14 protein-coding genes and 1 tRNA gene are annotated in these 16,761 nt (G+C 51.0%); 2 read left to right on the top strand and 13 right to left on the bottom strand.

The genetic code is table 11. The features are described from left to right. Window positions 1-49: 49 nt before the first annotated feature. A complete protein-coding gene (locus tag B0B12_RS01855) occupies window positions 50-643 on the bottom strand; it encodes a methyltransferase domain-containing protein (protein WP_076665801.1) in 594 nt (197 codons plus the stop codon). Window positions 644-718: 75 nt separating this feature from the next. On the opposite strand from B0B12_RS01855, the gene B0B12_RS01850 reads away from it, so the two are divergent. Continuing rightward, window positions 719-1,699 (top strand): hypothetical protein, encoded by a 981-nt coding sequence (locus B0B12_RS01850; RefSeq protein ID WP_076665800.1) that lies wholly within the window; start codon window positions 719-721, stop codon window positions 1,697-1,699. Window positions 1,700-2,171: 472 nt separating this feature from the next. Here B0B12_RS01850 and cphA read toward each other — a convergent pair whose 3' ends face one another. The 3 genes from cphA to B0B12_RS01835 all read right to left on the bottom strand — a co-directional run bounded on the left by cphA (window position 2,172) and on the right by B0B12_RS01835 (window position 6,263). Continuing rightward, window positions 2,172-4,802: a cyanophycin synthetase gene (gene cphA, locus B0B12_RS01845; RefSeq protein ID WP_076665799.1), complete on the bottom strand. Its 2,631-nt coding sequence runs from the start codon at window positions 4,800-4,802 to the stop codon at window positions 2,172-2,174. A gap of 897 nt (window positions 4,803-5,699) precedes the next feature. Then, window positions 5,700-5,770 (bottom strand) — tRNA-Cys (locus B0B12_RS01840). Window positions 5,771-5,894: 124 nt separating this feature from the next. Then, on the bottom strand, window positions 5,895-6,263 hold the full coding sequence (locus tag B0B12_RS01835) for a hypothetical protein (protein WP_076665798.1): 369 nt from the start codon (window positions 6,261-6,263) through the stop codon (window positions 5,895-5,897). 374 nt (window positions 6,264-6,637) lie between these two features. On the opposite strand from B0B12_RS01835, the gene B0B12_RS01830 reads away from it, so the two are divergent. Next, window positions 6,638-7,702 carry an acyltransferase family protein gene (locus B0B12_RS01830; protein ID WP_076665797.1) on the top strand — a complete coding sequence of 355 codons (1,065 nt, stop codon included), beginning with the start codon at window positions 6,638-6,640 and terminating at the stop codon, window positions 7,700-7,702. Between the two features lie 13 nt (window positions 7,703-7,715). On the opposite strand, the gene B0B12_RS01825 is transcribed toward B0B12_RS01830, so the two are convergent. From B0B12_RS01825 to tsaD, 9 genes are all read right to left on the bottom strand, one after another. After that, window positions 7,716-8,627 carry a pseudouridine-5'-phosphate glycosidase gene (locus B0B12_RS01825; protein WP_076665796.1) on the bottom strand — a complete coding sequence of 304 codons (912 nt, stop codon included), beginning with the start codon at window positions 8,625-8,627 and terminating at the stop codon, window positions 7,716-7,718. 123 nt (window positions 8,628-8,750) lie between these two features. Then, window positions 8,751-9,296 carry a dihydrofolate reductase family protein gene (locus tag B0B12_RS01820; RefSeq protein ID WP_170871801.1) on the bottom strand — a complete coding sequence of 182 codons (546 nt, stop codon included), beginning with the start codon at window positions 9,294-9,296 and terminating at the stop codon, window positions 8,751-8,753. Between the two features lie 57 nt (window positions 9,297-9,353). Beyond that, window positions 9,354-9,836, bottom strand: a complete 483-nt coding sequence (locus tag B0B12_RS01815; protein WP_076665794.1) for a GNAT family N-acetyltransferase — start codon at window positions 9,834-9,836, stop codon at window positions 9,354-9,356. 227 nt (window positions 9,837-10,063) lie between these two features. Continuing rightward, window positions 10,064-11,947, bottom strand: coding sequence for a 30S ribosomal protein S1 (gene rpsA / locus B0B12_RS01810; protein WP_076665793.1), 1,884 nt, complete (start codon window positions 11,945-11,947; stop codon window positions 10,064-10,066). Window positions 11,948-12,924: 977 nt separating this feature from the next. Next, window positions 12,925-13,431, bottom strand: a complete 507-nt coding sequence (locus B0B12_RS01805) for an HNH endonuclease (protein WP_076665792.1) — start codon at window positions 13,429-13,431, stop codon at window positions 12,925-12,927. An 83-nt stretch (window positions 13,432-13,514) separates the two neighbouring features. After that, on the bottom strand, window positions 13,515-14,291 hold the full coding sequence (locus B0B12_RS01800; RefSeq protein WP_076665791.1) for an NlpC/P60 family protein: 777 nt from the start codon (window positions 14,289-14,291) through the stop codon (window positions 13,515-13,517). Window positions 14,292-14,537: 246 nt separating this feature from the next. Continuing rightward, window positions 14,538-15,011, bottom strand: coding sequence for an SsrA-binding protein SmpB (gene smpB / locus B0B12_RS01795; protein WP_076665790.1), 474 nt, complete (start codon window positions 15,009-15,011; stop codon window positions 14,538-14,540). Window position 15,012: 1 nt separating this feature from the next. Further along, complete coding sequence (locus B0B12_RS01790) at window positions 15,013-15,405, bottom strand: thioesterase family protein (protein WP_076665789.1); 393 nt, start codon at window positions 15,403-15,405, stop codon at window positions 15,013-15,015. A gap of 286 nt (window positions 15,406-15,691) precedes the next feature. Then, entirely contained in the window at window positions 15,692-16,699 is a 1,008-nt protein-coding gene (gene tsaD / locus B0B12_RS01785) for a tRNA (adenosine(37)-N6)-threonylcarbamoyltransferase complex transferase subunit TsaD (protein WP_076665788.1), read from the bottom strand. Window positions 16,700-16,761 lie beyond the last annotated feature (62 nt).

The following is a 16,761-nucleotide window of genomic DNA, read 5'->3' as shown; positions in this document are numbered from 1 at the left end:
CGATAAGGCATAAAATCGCTGCTTTCTAACTTTTTAACTTCCTAACTTTCTAACTTCCCAACTTCCTCAACTCCATAAACAGCTCCCTACCCTGCCGCGGCGGAATGGAATTGTAGGCGGTTTCAAAATGCAAGAACTTGAAGTAGGGTTCGAAATAGGTGCGGTATTCTTCGCTACTGCCGCCAAAAGGAGGACCGGCCTGCTCAAAAGTGGTGTCGAAGAGGAGGCCGACGAGTTTTCCCCCTGTTGTGAGTAGCTCTGCACATTTGCGGGCGTAATTGGGCCGGAGGCTAGGGTCGATGGCGCAGAAGAAGGTCTGCTCCACGATCAGGTCGAACTTGCTGTCCAGCTGAAAGAAATTCTGCAGCAGCAATTGGTCCTTGGGGAAGTCCGGCACACGCTCGGAGAAACGCTGCAAGGGCGCCTCGGCAACATCGGCTACATAGGTATGCACAAAGCCTTTACGGTAAAGGTACTCCGCCTCGTAGGCGTTTCCACAGCCCGGAACCAGTATGCGCTGGCCAATGTTAGGCATCTGATCAAAATATTCCCGGAGCGGCGGCGTTATAGCCCCAACATCCCAACCCGTTTGGCCCAGATGGTAGCGGTTTTGCCAGTAGTCGGCATTAAATTCTTGTTTCATCTTGTATGATAATACGGCAAAAGTCTTAAATTTGAAACTTGCGTACGCACCACTCCAGACAATAAATTCTTACTTATGAGTACGCTGGAACAAAAAGACACCCAAAACGAACATCAGCCCATGAACCCTTCTGAAAAAAGAAGCAACCGCAAACTCCTGATCAGCGGTCTCCTTGTCATCCTGATCAGCATTAACGGCATCCTGCTTTACATGAATTATCAGAAAAAAGAGAAAAATGAGGAGCAGGCCGAGGTGATCCGTGTGAAAGATAAGGAACTGGAGAACCAAATTAAAGTGTACGAAGCCCTGAAAGCCGATTTCGAGCGTCAGAGCCAGGAACTGCAGGCCATGGGCCTTGAAAACGACTCGCTGGAAGCCCAGATTGCCTCGATCTCGTCTGACTTGAACGAACTGCGCGGTTTCCGCAAGAGCAGCTACAGCCTGGCCGACCAGCGTCGTTTCCGTGACCGCGCCCAGGCATTTGAGCAGCAACTGAAGCAGAAGGACCAGGAAATTGCCACCCTGAAGCAGGACAACGAAGTGCTCTTCACGGAGAACACCTCGCTCAAAACTACCCAGAACCGCCTGAGCGACAGCCTTACTACCATGAAGTCGACGAACGAGAACCTGGCCGAAAAGGTAAAGGTGGCTTCCAGACTTGAAGCGCAACGCATGAACGTGCAGGTGGTAAACAAGCGTGGCAAAGAACTGGATGACAAGAACAACGAGTTCAGAGTGAAGAATGTGGAGAAGATCCGCGTGGCCTTTAACCTGGGCAAAAACGATGTGGCACCGCGTGAGCCGAAGACGATCTACATGCGTCTGATCGAGCCGGATGGCGCAGCGCTGTACAACTTGTCTACCGGTTCTGGCTCTTTCCAGATCGACGGTGAGGACATGTACTACACTGCCAAACGCGATATCGTATTCGACAACACGCAGCAGCAAGTAAGCTTTGTATACGACAAGAACGCCGAATACAAAAAAGGCCAGCATACCATCGAGCTATATGCCGATGGCTTCCTGATCGGAACAACCAGCTTTGTGCTGAAATAATATTGTAAACCCTAAAGTCTGAAAGCCCCGGTCTGTTAGATCGGGGCTTTTTTTATAGAGTTAAAAGTGTCGTTTTGAGAAGAATTGCTGGTGCGCGATTCGGACAGGTCGCGACCCAATACCGTCAATTTAAGCGTTTATTGTCATTTCGACCTTTGGGAGAAAACTGAAATATTGCGAAAATGCTCAAATAGCCCAGATCTCTCACTAAAAGAGAGCCCCTAACCCAGTTCGAGATGACAGGTTGGGCACTGTTTTTCTTAAATTGACAGCATTGGGTCACGATCTGTCCCTAGGAACCCATCCACTAACTTAACCATTCAACTTTAGAGCAGGTATAGCAACCATAGCTCTAAGGTATAACCAACAATTTAACCCATAAAAAAAACCCTATCCTGAGGAAAGGGTTTTAGTCCATCGTTCACATGAAATTCTCTAACGCAGGCGTTAGAATTTAATCAACAAGAAATCTTTATTCCACCAGCATACTGCTGCGGTGTTGTATAACTTTAAAGCTCTCCACCATCTTCACCGACTCGTGCACGTCTTCCGTGAAGATGGCCACGAATGAATCCGGCTCGGCATTCTCCAGCGCATAAGCGATGGCACGCATTTCTTCCGGTATCACTTTTACCTGCTTGTGCGGTGCCACGTCCTCTATACCTTGCAGCATCGGCAGTGTAATCTCTTCGGGCGTCTTTCCGCGCAGGTCGTTGTCGAGGCGGATGATGATCTCGTCGAAGATCTCGCCTGCCACGCGACCCATCTCGTAGAAATCCTGCGTTCTCCGGTCGCCGACGCCGGCAATGATGCCAACCTTGCGCGACACGTCCAGGTCCTCCATAAAACCGCCAATGGCCTTCAGACCACCCACATTGTGCGCGTAGTCCACCAGCACCTCAAAGTTCGGGAACTGGAACAGGTTCATGCGGCCCGGTGTTTTGTCCGGCGAAGGTATAAAGGTGCGCAGGGCACGCTTGATGTCTTCAATGTCAAAGTGCGACACGTAGCCGGCCAGCGCGGCGGCCAGTATGTTCTCAATGTTAAATTTTGCTCTTCCTCCAAAGGTCAGCGGCACGTCCCCTACCCGGTCGATGCGGATCTTGTAGCTGTTCTTGAAGATCGAGATATACCCGTTCTCGAAAACTGCTGCCAGCCCGCCTTTGGCAATGTGCTTCAGAATGCGCGGGTTGTTCTCGTCCATGCTGAAAAAAGCCACTTTGCACTTCAGGTCCTCGGCCATGGCATACACCAGGTCATCATCGGCGTTCAGGATGGCGTATCCATCTTTGCTCACGCTTTTCGGGATCACCGACTTCACATTGGCCAGGTCCTCCAAAGTATGGATGTCACGAAGACCGAGGTGGTCGGAACTCACGTTGGTCACAATGCCGATGTCGCACTGATCGAAGCCCAGCCCCGAGCGCAGCAGGCCACCACGGGCACACTCCAACACGGCAAAGTCCACGGTTGGGTCCTTGAGCACGAACTGCGCACTGTAAGCTCCTGTGGTATCGCCCTTCTCGAGCAGCTTGTCCTGTATGTAAATGCCTTCGGTGGTCGTATACCCTACCCGGTAGCCCTTGCTCTTGACCATGTGCGCGATCAGGCGCGTGGTGGTGGTCTTGCCGTTCGTACCCGACACCGCCACAATCGGGATACGGGCCGGCTTTGCGTGCGGGAACAGCATGTCGATCACCGGCTCTGCCACGTTGCGCGGCAGGCCGTAGGTCGGCGAAATGTGCATCCGGAAACCAGGCGCCGCATTCACCTCCAGCACGGCCCCGCCCGCTTCGTTCAGCGGAATGGCAATGTCGGTCGTCATCACGTCAATGCCGCAGATATCCAACCCCACCAGGCCGGCAATTCGCTCGGCCATCAGGATGTTGTAAGGATCTACTAAGTCAGTAACGTCGGTTGCCGTGCCTCCAGTACTTATGTTCGCGGTACTTTTTAGGTATAGCACCTCCCCTTCGGGCAGAACCGATTGAGTAGTAAGCTCTTTGGCCTTTAAAATATTTTTGGTGTGCTGATCTATTTTTATTCGCGTCAGAGCTTTCTCGTGGCCCACCCCTCTTCGCGGGTCTTTATTGGCCTGGTCAACCAGTTGCTTGATCGTGGAAATGCCATCGCCGGTTACCATGGCCGGTGTGCGCTTGGCGGCTGCCACAAACTTTTTGTTGATGACCAGCAGGCGGAAGTCAAAACCCTCGATGTAGCGCTCTACCATGACCGCTTCCGAGTAATGTTGCGCGGCAGCCAATCCTTTGAGGGCATCTTTCCAGTTGGTGATGTTGATAGAGGCACCCTTGCCGTGGTTGCCGTCAAGCGGCTTGAGCACGAGCGGGTAGCCCAGCCGGTCTACCGCGCGCTTCAGTTCTTCCTGATCGTACACAGTGGTGCCTTTGGGAACAGGTATACCTGCTTCGTCGAGCAGTTCTTTGGTGGCGTTCTTGTCACCGGCAATTTCCACGGCAAAGCAGGCGGTGCCGCAGGTCATGGTCGCCTGAATGCGCTTCTGGTTGACGCCGTAGCCCAACTGTATGAGCGAGTGGCGGTTGAGGCGGATGTAAGGTATACCGCGGCTCTGCGCCTCGGATACAATGGAGTAAGTGCTTGGCCCAAAGTATTCGTCTTCCCGGATCTGGTGCAAGCGGTCGATGTCTTCGTCGAGTTTGTACTTCTCTCCTTTGATGAGGGCCTGCGTGATGCGCAAGGCAGCGTGGGCAGCGTATTCACCGGCGCGCTCCTCCTGGTAAGAGAAAATGACGAAGTGCGTGCCCTGTTCGTGGGCCATGTAGCAGCGTCCGTAGCCGGACTCCATACCTGCCAGCGTCTGCAATTCCAGGGCGATGTGCTGCAGCACGTGCGCAAAGGTAGTGCCTTCCTCCACCGACTTAAAAAAACCTCCTGCCACGCCTTCTGTTGCGCGGTGCTCGTACATTCCGGGGAACATACGCTGCAGTCGGGCGGCAAAGCCGGGTACTTCGTGGGTAAGGGTATCCGCCAGCTCTTCCAGATCCAGCTTCAGTACGATAATCTTGGGGTGTTCAACAGACCAGTAGTTTGGTCCGCGCATGATGCGCAAGTCTGTAATCTTCATGGGAGTGGGTAAGCAGCTTGTGTTGCCTGTCAGAAAAGTTGTAGGTGTTGAAGAAAGGGCAACCTAAAAATTGCCTGCTTGCAATACGTTTTAAGCCGACAAAGGATATAGGGCCACTGCAAAAAATAGGGCGGGCGAATAGAAGTAATTAGTGGTTAGTTGGTTAGGGCTGGATAGTGGTTTTGGTGAGCGATTGTCATTTCCCTGCCCCCTTCTTTGTCGAGGGCCCCTACCCCCTTCGAAGGTGGTCTCTTGTGAAGTTGCTATACCCAAGGTATAAGCGCTGTAGTTTATGTTTTGCTGTACCGGGTCCAACCACCCTTAACTCCTCCTGGGGGAAGGGGCCCACTAAAAAGTCTAAGGCGGTGAACATGGATCGGCCATTTGTGAGATATGGCGCTGTAGGTTCTGTATACCTGCGCAGGATTGTACCCACCCCTACCCCTCCCGAGAGGGGAACTTCTGCTATTCCCACTGCCAAGTATAAGCGCTGTAGCACGAACCACTGGCACGCATTGAAATACTAACTCGCACGCCTGCTATAAAAGAAGTAACGGTGCCCGGTGCACTTTTCGACGCTCCACTGTTCGAGCGGTCAGCGAGTTTGGAGCGTCTTGATTTTTTTGCTTACTTTTTTCATCAAGGAAAAAAGTGAGTGCCCGCCGCACAGGCGAAGCAATGAAACAAGCAAGTTGCTATACCTGCAACGAGAGCAACTCCAGGCATAAGCATTGCCAGAAGGTGCTCTACTTGGGGCACAGGGACCAGAGGCCCCACGATAGCAGACACGAGCGAGGACGCTCGCGCCATAGGCTGCCCCTATACCTGATAAGGAACTTTGATTGGAGAGAGCAAAAAAATCGCCCGGTCAGGAGTACCGACCGGGCGATGAAGAAGAGGTAACGAGCGGATTCGAACCGCTGTAGCAGCTTTTGCAGAGCTGAGCCTAGCCACTCGGCCACGTTACCCTGATTGGAGTGCAAATATAAGCAGAGATGTATGCTTATCAAACAATCAGGCCATATTTTTTAAGCGCTAACAGGTATAGCGCTAAGAATAAGCCCCTTATTTTTTAAAATGGATAGTGCCTGCTTATTTAGGAAGCGGTGCTCCTACTGGCACAGCGCAATCGTGACCTGGCTGACCGTGCGGAGGGTTGGTGCCGGCTGCTACCGAACCTGAAACTTGTGGCTGGAAAACAGGCTGTGGTGCCGTCAGCTTTGGCTGGGCTGGCGAATTGAGTGGTGCGCCCACTTCGATGTCGCAGCGGTGACCTGGCTGGCCGTGAGCCGGATTCAGGGCTACTTCGCCTGCTGGGGCCGCAGTGGCTGCAGCGCTGTTGCTGGTTGCTGGCGCAGTGGTAGACTGGCTAGCAGCTGTGCTGGTTGTCTTATTGTCTTCTGAGCAAGCGCTGAAACCAATCAGGGCAGCGGCCAGCAGTACGTTAACGGTAGTTTTCATGCAATGATTTAGAATGTGTGCAGCCATCTGCGCCTGCCATTCTTTTGGCAGTGCCCGGGCGCTCTTGTTAGAACCGACAAGCTACCAAAAAGGTGCCGCAAAACCAAAATCCTTCCGACAGACAGTTACTCCAGCTTGCTTAAAAACTCTTATAGCCTGTCATAACTTTATCGCTCCTTTCAGGGTATATTCAGAAAACTGCTGCGCGCATGCGGCGTTGTCCGAAACTGTCACGGCCAGGTTGACGTACCCACGTGTGCCGAACCGTTACCCTTTACAATAACACATTATACATCCTGGCCCTATGGGTTGGTGAACGGTGCAGAGGAGGGGGCCACGGCCTTCTACCTTCAGAGCCCGTAACGTTTACCTTTATGAACAGACTTCTATTCCTTGATGCATTAAGGGGCATTGCCGCACTCTCCGTGGCCCTCTTCCACTATACCTCCGTGTACCGCAGCCTGTACGGCCACCGCTTCTCCCCTGCCTTCGACTTCGATTACGGCTTGTTCGGGGTGGAGCTTTTCTTCATGATCTCCGGCTTTGTGATCTTCTTCAGCTTCGACCGGATCAAGAGCGGGAGCGAATTCCTCTTTAACAGGGGCATCCGACTATACCCCACGTATTGGTTTAGCATGATCACGACCTTCCTGGTGGTGCAGACCTTCGGACTGCCCGGCTTTGAGACTACCTTTACCGACATGCTGGTGAACCTGACCATGTTCCAGAAACTGGCCCGCGTGCCGGATGTCGATGGGGTGTACTGGTCGCTGTTCTCAGAATGGATGTTTTACCTGATGATGCTCGGCCTGTTTATGACCAACAACCTGAAGCGCATTTTGTGGGTGGGTCCGGTTTGGGTGCTGCTCAGCCTGGTACACAAATATGCGTTTAGTTTCGGCCCGGTGGGTGCGATCCTGAACCTCTACCACGGCGTGTTCTTTTATGCGGGCATTCTCTTCTACCTGCTCATGAAGCAGCCTGAAAAGCAAAACGTCTTCTTCGCGCACCTGCTGTTCTGCATCGCCTGCATCGTAGCCTTGTACCTGCCCGAAGGCTTGCCACATACCTTGGTAGTCATCTCTTTCTTCGGCATCATTTACCTCGGGCTGAAGGACAAAATGGAGTTCCTGGTGAACAAGGCGCTGCTTTTTCTGGGGGGTATCTCCTATGCGCTCTATCTGATCCACCAGTTCGTCGGCTACGTGATCATCAGGGAAACTCAACACCTCTTCGGTGACAGTTTGCTGGTGATTGTGCCGCCGCTGGTTATTTCGCTCACGGCCGCCTGGCTGATCACGACCTATATCGAGAAGCCTGCCGTGAATCGGCTGAAGACCTGGTACAAGCAGCGTTCAGGCCATGCCCTGCCACAGGAGAAAAAAGTGCCTGTCAGCGGATTCGCCAAGCCGGAAACTGTACCTACTGAATCGGTATAGCTGCTCCTAAAATTTATACCCGGGTGTAAGCAACGGCCAGTTCTGCTCCCAACCGGGCGTTGTGTTTGATCAAGGCTATGTTGGCTTCGAGGCTTTCGCCATGGCTGTGCTCGGCAATGTACTTCAGTAGAAAAGGCGTAACGGCTTTGCCTTTGATGTGCTGCTGCGAGGCGGCGTGCAGAGCCTGCGTGATGTACCACTCCATCTGCGGTGCAGGCACTTCGAACTTTTCCGGTATAGGATTGGCTACCAGTACGGCCCCGTTCAGGCCCAACTCCCACTTGGCACGCAGGAGCCTGGTGATTTCCTTCGGACTATCCAGTCGCAAGGGCGAGGCAAAACCACTTTGGCGGGAGTAAAAGCTCGGGAAGGCGTCCTGCCCGAACGTAACGACTGGTATACCTTTAGTTTCGAGATACTCCAGCGTCAGCCCAATGTCCAGAATCGACTTCACCCCTGCCGACACCACCGCCACCGAGGTCTGCCCCATTTCGGTCAGGTCCGCCGAGATGTCCATGGTGGTCTCCGCGCCCCGGTGCACCCCGCCGATTCCGCCCGTCACAAACACTCGTATACCTGCCAGAGCGGCAATCCGCATGGTAGCTGCCACAGTCGTCGCCCCGTCCAGTTGCTGACTGATCACATAGGGCATATCGACCAGACTCACCTTCCAGACGTTCTTTGCCTGGCCCAGGTGCTCAATCTGCTGCTGTGAAAGCCCAACACAGCATTTGCCATTCAGGATCGCAATAGTGGCAGGTATAGCACCGGCGCCCCGCACCACGGCTTCCACCTCCAAGGCCGTCTGCACGTTTTGCGGGTACGGCATGCCGTGCGCAATGATGGTCGACTCCAGCGCCACGACCGGCTTGCCGTCGGCGAGGGCTTGCTGTACTTCCGGGTGGATTTCCAGGTATGGGTTCATTTGCTCTTTAGCTTGCTTTTGGGGTCGGCTGATTTGTCCAGCTAAATTACCTAAACTTATCTCAAGTCAGCGAACAAAGTGATGGCAGTTCCTTTAGGTATACCTATTTTACGCGACCCTGGCTTAGACCTTCCGCTCGTAAATTAGCTGGACCACGCCAGACTTAAATCGGTTCACTTCTGTCAAATGAAGGTTTATTCGCTCCTTCAGGTCCTGAAACAGCGGTTTTCCCGCTCCTAAGACAGTTGGATGCACCGATATCCGGTACACATCGATTAACCCATTCTGTATAAAAGTTGTAATCAGTTTTGCCCCGCCGTATAGCCAAATGTCCTTGCCATCCTGCTGTTTCAGTTGGGTAATCTTTTCAGGTATAGCTGAGGAAATAAAAGTGGCTTTGCTATCCTGCCACTCCTGACTGGAGAAGACCATCTTCTTTTTTGTGTGAACAGCTGCCCAGATCGCTTTCTCAGTTTCACCTGCGCTGGCATCGGGTTGAAAATTGCCCCACATCTCGTAGCTCACGCGGCCATAGAGTATGGTGTCTATACCTGCCAGAAAACCTGGGAAGTCCATGTCGTCGTCCGGGATGCACCAGTCCACTTCGCCATTGGATCCTTCTATGTAGCCGTCCAGGGTTACGGCCAGATCCAGGATTACTTTTCGCATGTTTATAGACAGGTTCTCGATTTGGAGATCAGTAATAAGAAAATCTTATCTGCCGTTTTAACCTTCCTTGTTCAAAAGATAGTAGAAATGCACGACTTGTTCTTCTGCTGATGGTTTCGTTAAACGATAGAAATCGATCGCATAATCATCTACTTTATCGGCCTGCACAAACACCTCTTCGAAACCCTTATCGGTATAGAAACGGATGGTTGCCTCTATCAATTTCTTCCCTATACCTTGCCGTTGGTGCTCTGTGGCAACGGCAAGGTCCATGATGTAGGCAAGCGGTTTTTCGGAGAAATACTGCTCAAGCACATAGGTCGTTAAACCGCCTACTACACGATCGCCCAACAAAGCTACAAAAACATAAAAATCGTGTTTGTGCAGCAGCTTTTGCAGGTAATCGGGTTGAGGAAGTGAAAAGTTCTTCATCTCAAACACATCCTCAAATAGCCGGATGAGCTCGATAAATTTGTTCAGGTCCTCTTTTCCGATCCGGTAGATTTCTACTGCACTGGTATCAACGGACTTGTTCTGCATCACCAATAGATTTTGAAATAGGACAACAAAAAAATTAAAATGATCAATTCTGAAACGAGAAAACAGGACACTTGGGTATTCCCTGACCATTACCACATAGCGTTGCATTAAGTGGCATTTGGCTTAAGACCTTGATTGGAACCGGAAAAACCTGTGCAGATGGTATAGCACAACAAAAAAAGGCCCCGGATTGCTCCGGGGCCTTTCATTATAGGACAAGCTTAGTACTAAGCGTTGTTCTCTTCTTCAGCAGACGCTTCGTCAGAATCTTTTGCCTTTTTAGCGGCAGCAGCTTCCAATTTCTTCACGCCAGCTTCTTTCTCGTTCTCCAGCATCTGCTCTTTCAGGGCAGAAAGGGCGTCCAGGTCACCTAGGGTAGACTTGTTCTCAGCTTCTTTCTGAACTTTTGGAGCTTTCTCTTTCTTCTCACCAGCAGCTGGGGCAGCTTTCTTCGTCGCTTTCGCGATACGAGCGTTGTCAGCCTCAGAGTAAGTAGCCGTGTGCGAAAGGATGATCTTACGATCGTCTTTAGAGAACTCAGTTACACGGAAGTCAAGGCTTTCACCCGCTTCAACCTGAGAACCGTCTTCTTTGGCAAGACCTTTCGGGAATGAGAAACCTTCGATGCCGTATGGCAGCTCCAGTGTAGCGCCTCTGTCTGACTTCTCAAGTACTGTAGCTTTGTGCACAGAACCGATGTTGAATACAGACTCGAATGTATCCCAAGGGTTCTCCTCCAGTTGCTTGTGGCCCAGGGCAAGTCTTCTGTTAGCTACGTCCAGCTCCAGAACAACTACGTCAAGGTTTTCACCAACTTTCACGAACTCAGATGGGTGCTTGATCTTCTTAGTCCAAGACAGGTCAGATACGTGTACCAGACCGTCAACACCTTCTTCCAGCTCCAGGAACAGACCGAAGTTTGTCAGGTTACGAACTACGCCAGTGTGCTTAGTGCCAACTGCATATTTCGTGATAACGTCTTCTTTCGTCCATGGATCTTCAGTAAGCTGCTTAATGCCCAGAGACATTTTGCGCTCTTCGCGGTCCAGTGTCAGAACTACTGCCTCAACCTCGTCGCCTTGCTTGATGAAGTCTTGTGGGTTGCGCAGGTGCTGTGACCATGACATTTCAGAAACGTGGATCAGACCTTCAACGCCTGGCATCAGCTCAAGGAATGCGCCGTAGTCAGCCACGTTAACGATCTTACCCTTAACTCTTGAACCAACTTCGATTTCAGCTGGAAGAGCATCCCATGGGTGCGGAGTAAGCTGCTTCATGCCAAGAGAGATACGCTTCTTGTCATCGTCGAAGTCAAGCACTACCACGTTCACCTTCTGGTCAAGCTGCAATACTTCCTCTGGGTGGTTGATACGTCCCCAAGAGATATCTGTGATGTGAAGCAGACCGTCTACGCCACCAAGGTCGATGAACACACCGAAGTTTGTCATGTTCTTGATAACGCCTTCCAGTACCTGACCCTTCTCGAGGTTGTTCAGGATGGCGGCACGCTGCTGCTCCAGGTCTTTCTCGATCAATACTTTGTGAGAAACTACCACGTTGTCGAAAGCGGCGTTGATTTTCACAACTTTCACTTCCATCTTCTTGCCTACAAACACGTCAAAGTCACGGATCGGCTTCACGTCGATCTGAGAACCTGGCAAGAAGGCCTCAACACCGTAGAGGTCCATGATCAGACCACCTTTGGTTCTTCTCTTCACTACACCTTCCAGCACGTTGTCGTTCTCCAGTGCGTCGTAGATACGAGCCCATGCAGAAACGATTTTCGCTTTCTTGCGGGAAAGGATCAGCTGGCCGTTCGGGTCTTCCTGGTCTTCGATGAACACCTCTACCTCGTCGCCAACTTTCAGCTCAGGCAGGTCTCTGAATTCAGAAACCGGCACCAGGCCGTCAGACTTGAAACCGATGTTCAGGATCACGTCACGATCAGTGATGCCTACCACGATTCCTTTAACAACCTCCTGCTCCTGTACGGTAGTCAGGGTGTCGTCATACATTTTTTCCATTTCAGCGCGCTCGTCTTTGCTGTAGCCGCCACCGAAACCTTGGGTCTCAAACTTGTCCCAATCGAAATTGTCTGGAGAATTACTCATAATGTTTTACTGCTCTGGAGAAGCCACCGGCTTAGAGCAATGGGCCGGTTTGGTTTGGTTTTACATTTCCCGTGGCGCTATGCCAAGGGCCATTCACTCGAATGAAGGGGCAAAAGTAAGAAATACTTAGAAAACAAGCTAATATTTATAAGATAAGTTCCAAGAGGATTGGCTGTTATCAAGTTGCTGTGTTAGAGAGGATTAACATTGCGCTGTATTGCCTTTTCTGTGAAAACGCCTTAAAAGCGCTCATCACTAAATATATTCTATAGGATGTGCCTTGCAGCTGCAGCTCTTGCAGGTATAGCTCTAATGGCGCGAGCGTCCTCGCTCGTGTCTACTATAGTGCGGTCTCTGGCCCAGGTATAGGTATAAGCATACTGATTAGCTGTATAAGTTAGATTGTTCGACTGGTAACTACTTCTTTCCTAAAAAGAAAGAGCACCCACAAATTAGCGAGATCTTGATACACGATTAACATCCCCCTGCCCCCTTCAAAGGGGGACTTTTCTGCCAATTCACAGGTATAAGCCCTGTCGTTATCGGTATTGTCACACAAACCCCTGACAGGTATAGCAAGACTAACTTGCACAGAAACTATGAAACAAATAGCAGGGCCAGGTGCACCAAATGACACTCCACTGTTCGAGCGGTCAGCGAGTTTGGAGGGTCTTGACTTTTTTGCCTTCTTTTTGTGTCAATACAAAAAGAAGGTGCCCGCCGCACAGGCGAAGCTATGAAACAGTTTAGCTAATGTATAGCAAGACCGGGGCGCCGCCAGGTACAGGTATAGACCCAAAGTAAACTCTAAACTAGAGGTATCCTGAACCGCCTACCATCCCACTAAACACCCAAAGTCATCAGCAGCGTCAAGTCAATAACTGCTATACAACCTTTACTGCATCTTACTCACCACCGAAACCTGATTACCAAACTATTACATAACACATGCTAAATATAATAGCAACTATATATTCCTACTTTTTAGCTACTTTCAGGTAGATCTGCCAGTCCTCGTTGGCGTCATTCAGGTGCTGTTGCAGGAAGGTATAGAGGGAGGGCCGGGAAGGACTTCGGTGCAGCTTCAGACCGGCTTCTTCGGGGGTGCGGTCGCCTTTGCGGGTGTTACACCTGGAGCAGGCCGTCACGATGTTATACCAGCTGGTCTCCCCTCCCCTGGAACGGGGCAGCAGGTGGTCGAGCGTGAGGTTGCGGTTCGTGCCACAATATTGGCAAAGGAAGTTGTCGCGGCGCAGCACGTTGTGCCGGCTAAGCGCTATACCGTAGTAGGGCACCTTGACGTAGCGCTGCAAGCGGATGACGGAGGGAACCGGGTAAGTAGTGCTGACGGTACGCAGCACAGAGCCATTAGCCTTGGAGATGAGCTCTGCTTTCTCGAGGTATACGAGCAAAAAGGCCTTGGTCACCGTGCAAACGGCGATCGCGCTGAAGTCCTGGTTCAATATCAGCACTTTGTCTCTCATGGCCTTGCTTTGAACGAATGCTATAGCTTCTACGAGAATTAACCGACTCGTTATAGCCTATGTTCAAAGAAAAACGCTGAGAATCAGGAAAAAATGCGCTTGATGATGCGGAGATTGTGGGAATAACGCTTGCGTTCGGCATTATAGATGCCATTGTGGTCCAAAGTGTCGATGCGGACCTCGCCGTGGGCATGCATGATCTGCTGCCCCTCCAGCATAATGCCTACGTGCGTAATACGCCCTTCGTCGTTGGCGAAATAGGCCAGGTCGCCGGGCTGGGTCTGGGTGGCAAAGTGCACCTCCTCTCCCACCGCCACCTGCTGACTCGCATCGCGGGTCAATTGAAAGCCGCAAAGGCCGTATACCTGCTGCGTAAAACCCGAACAGTCGATTCCAAACATGGACTTGCCACCCCACAGGTATGGCGCTTTCAGGAAGCCCAGGGCCAGTTTAATAAGCTGAGCAGACGTCACCGGCACGGCAGGGTTCGTAGCACGGCCGCTATATTGATATGTTTGGCCATCGATGCGCAGGCTCATACCGTCGAAAAAGGGCAAATAAGCGCCTATACCTACCGGAATGCGCATATCGGCATTGCTGACCACCTGCACAATATCCAGCGCCCGTGGGTGCTTCGCTACTTTCCACTCCTGGTAATACCCCGCCGACACAGGCACATACTGCTTATAGTCGATCCAGCCGGTATACTCGTCAGAGGCTAGCTGTACCTTCACCCAGTTGCCCTGCTTGCTGAGCACTTCCAGGCACTCGCCAAACAGCACCTGCGTGACCATTTCCGCCTTGTCCGAAGGCTCAGCGCGCATCGGCACCAGACTTAGCATGCATATTCCGTAGTCCATTTTTTAATTTTTGATTGAGCGATGGAGTGAATGAGTGATTTATTGAGTTAGTAGTTGAATGAGTTAGTGATTTGATAATTTGGAGATTTAGGGATGCACCAAGTTTTTAGGTAGGCATATATCCGAATCGTGTATGACCTATACCTGTTCACGTTCAGCAAGCTATACCTGATTGAATCGTTCCTGAACAACCATCAACAATTTAACCAATCACTCATCCACTCAATCACTTACTCACTCAATACATTAAAACCCGCTTCTGTCCAGTTCGCGTTTTATGTCCTTTGCTTTGATGTCTTCCCGCTTGTCATGCAGCTTCTTACCACGCGCCAGTGCAATCTCTACTTTAGCAAAGCCGCGCTCGCTGATGAACATACGGGTAGGTATAATTGTCACGCCCTGCTCCTGCACGCCTTTCTCGAGTTTTCTCAGTTCGCTTTTGTTTACGAGCAGTTTGCGGGTGCGCATGGGCTCGTGGTTGTAGTGCGTCCCCTCAGTATAGGTAGAGATATGCACGTTGTGCAGGTATAGCTCGCCGTTGTGCAGCACACAGTAACCGTCCTGCAGGTTCACCTTCCCCTCCCGGATCGATTTGATCTCCGTGCCCATGAGCATAATGCCGGCCGTGTACTTGTCCAGGAACTGGTACTCGAAGGAAGCCCTGCGGTTCTGGATGTTGACGTGCTTCTTGATTCTGTCTTTATCTTTTGCTTTCGTCATGCTATTTTGTTGGAGCCAGCACCCTGGCCAGTTTGTCTTTCTTTAAAATCTTCTGCCCGGTCTCACCATCTGCCACCAACCTGTCTCCCACCCGGGCATCAAAGCTACAAATAACATTATTCCCTTCCAGTGATCTCAGAGAAGCGGTTATCTCGATCACGTCCCCCTCAAATGCAGGCCCCTTATGATTGATAGTCAGAAAAGTACCTATCCCCTCTTCATCTTTTTCTTTCATCTCCAGCACAAACAATCGGCCCGCCCATTCAGCCGCCTGCGCCAACGAAAAGGTAGAGCAAACCGCATGCACCAACCCATCATCAAAACGGGCAAAGTCCGCGGCTGTTACTGCTTTGCGGTATAGCTTGGTGTCGCCGATCTGGAAGGGGTATTTCATTTTTGATTGAGTGAGTTAGTGATTGAGTGAATTGTTAGATGGCTAAATTGTTAAATGGTTGAATTGTTGATTGCTGATGGTCTGAATCAGGATTTACAGGATTTTAGGATTTTCAGGATTGATATAAAAGAATAATCGATATTGAGAATCTTGTTAATCCATTAATCCTGTAAATCCTGATTCAGACAAAATACACCTGTGCACGATTCGGACAGGTCGCAACCTGTCCCTACAAAAAAGAACTCTCTACCAAATCACTCAACCACACATTCACTAAATCACTCTATCAAAATTTCATCCTCGGTTCCGGACTCACATATTGGTCAGCGAAGTCACCTTTAAGGTATTGGTAATGAGCCGTTATAGCGATCATACCTGCATTATCGGTGCAATACTGAAAGGCAGGTATGTAGACGTTCCAATCGTACTTTTTGGCATAGTCCTGCAGTGCCTGCCGGAGGCCGGAGTTGGCTGATACGCCGCCGGCGATGGCCACTTCCTTAATACCTAGATCCTTAGCCGCCTGCACCACTTTTTTGAGCAAGGTCTTGATGAGGGTATGCTGCACACTGGCGCAAATATCGGCCAGGTTTTCCTGTACGAAGTTCGGGTTCTCTTTCGTTTTATCTTTCAGGAAATAGAGCACCGAGGTCTTGATGCCACTGAACGAAAAGTCGTAGTTAGGCATGTTGCCAACCGGAAACGGAAAAGCTTTCGGGTTGCCCTGTGCCGCCGTCTTGTCGAGCATCGGTCCGCCCGGGTAGGGGAGGCCCAGCATTTTGGCCGTCTTGTCGAAGGCCTCTCCTACGGCATCGTCCGTGGTCTGCCCAATGATCTCCATGTCCAGATGGTCTTTCACGAGCACGATCTGGGTATGGCCACCGCTTACGGTCAGGCACAAGAATGGAAAGTTTGGCTTCGGGTCGTCGATGAAGTGGGCCAGGATGTGCGCCTGCATGTGGTTGACGTCGATGAGCGGGATGTTGAGGCCCAGCGCAAAGGACTTGGCAAAAGAGCTGCCAACCAGCAAGGCGCCCAGCAAGCCGGGGCCGCGGGTAAAAGCCACTGCATTTAAGTCAGTTTTGTTTACATTTGCTACACTCAAGGCCTGTGCCACCACCGGAATGATGTTCTGTTGGTGTGCTCTCGAAGCAAGTTCGGGCACAACGCCGCCATATTTTTCATGAACGGCCTGAGTAGCAATGATATTCGACAAGACTTTGCCGCCGCGAATAACGGCAGCCGAGGTCTCGTCGCAGGAGGATTCTATCGCTAAAATTGTAGGTTCGGTCATCTATTGGAAAAAGAACAGTCCATAAATTACTTCAAAGTTATAGGAAAAGCCATTCTAAAAAT

Origin of the sequence: Pontibacter indicus (assembly GCF_900156345.1) — a bacterium.
In the GTDB taxonomy this organism is placed as follows: Bacteria; Bacteroidota; Bacteroidia; order Cytophagales; family Hymenobacteraceae; genus Pontibacter; species Pontibacter indicus.
This window is presented reverse-complemented; position numbering and strand designations above follow the sequence as displayed.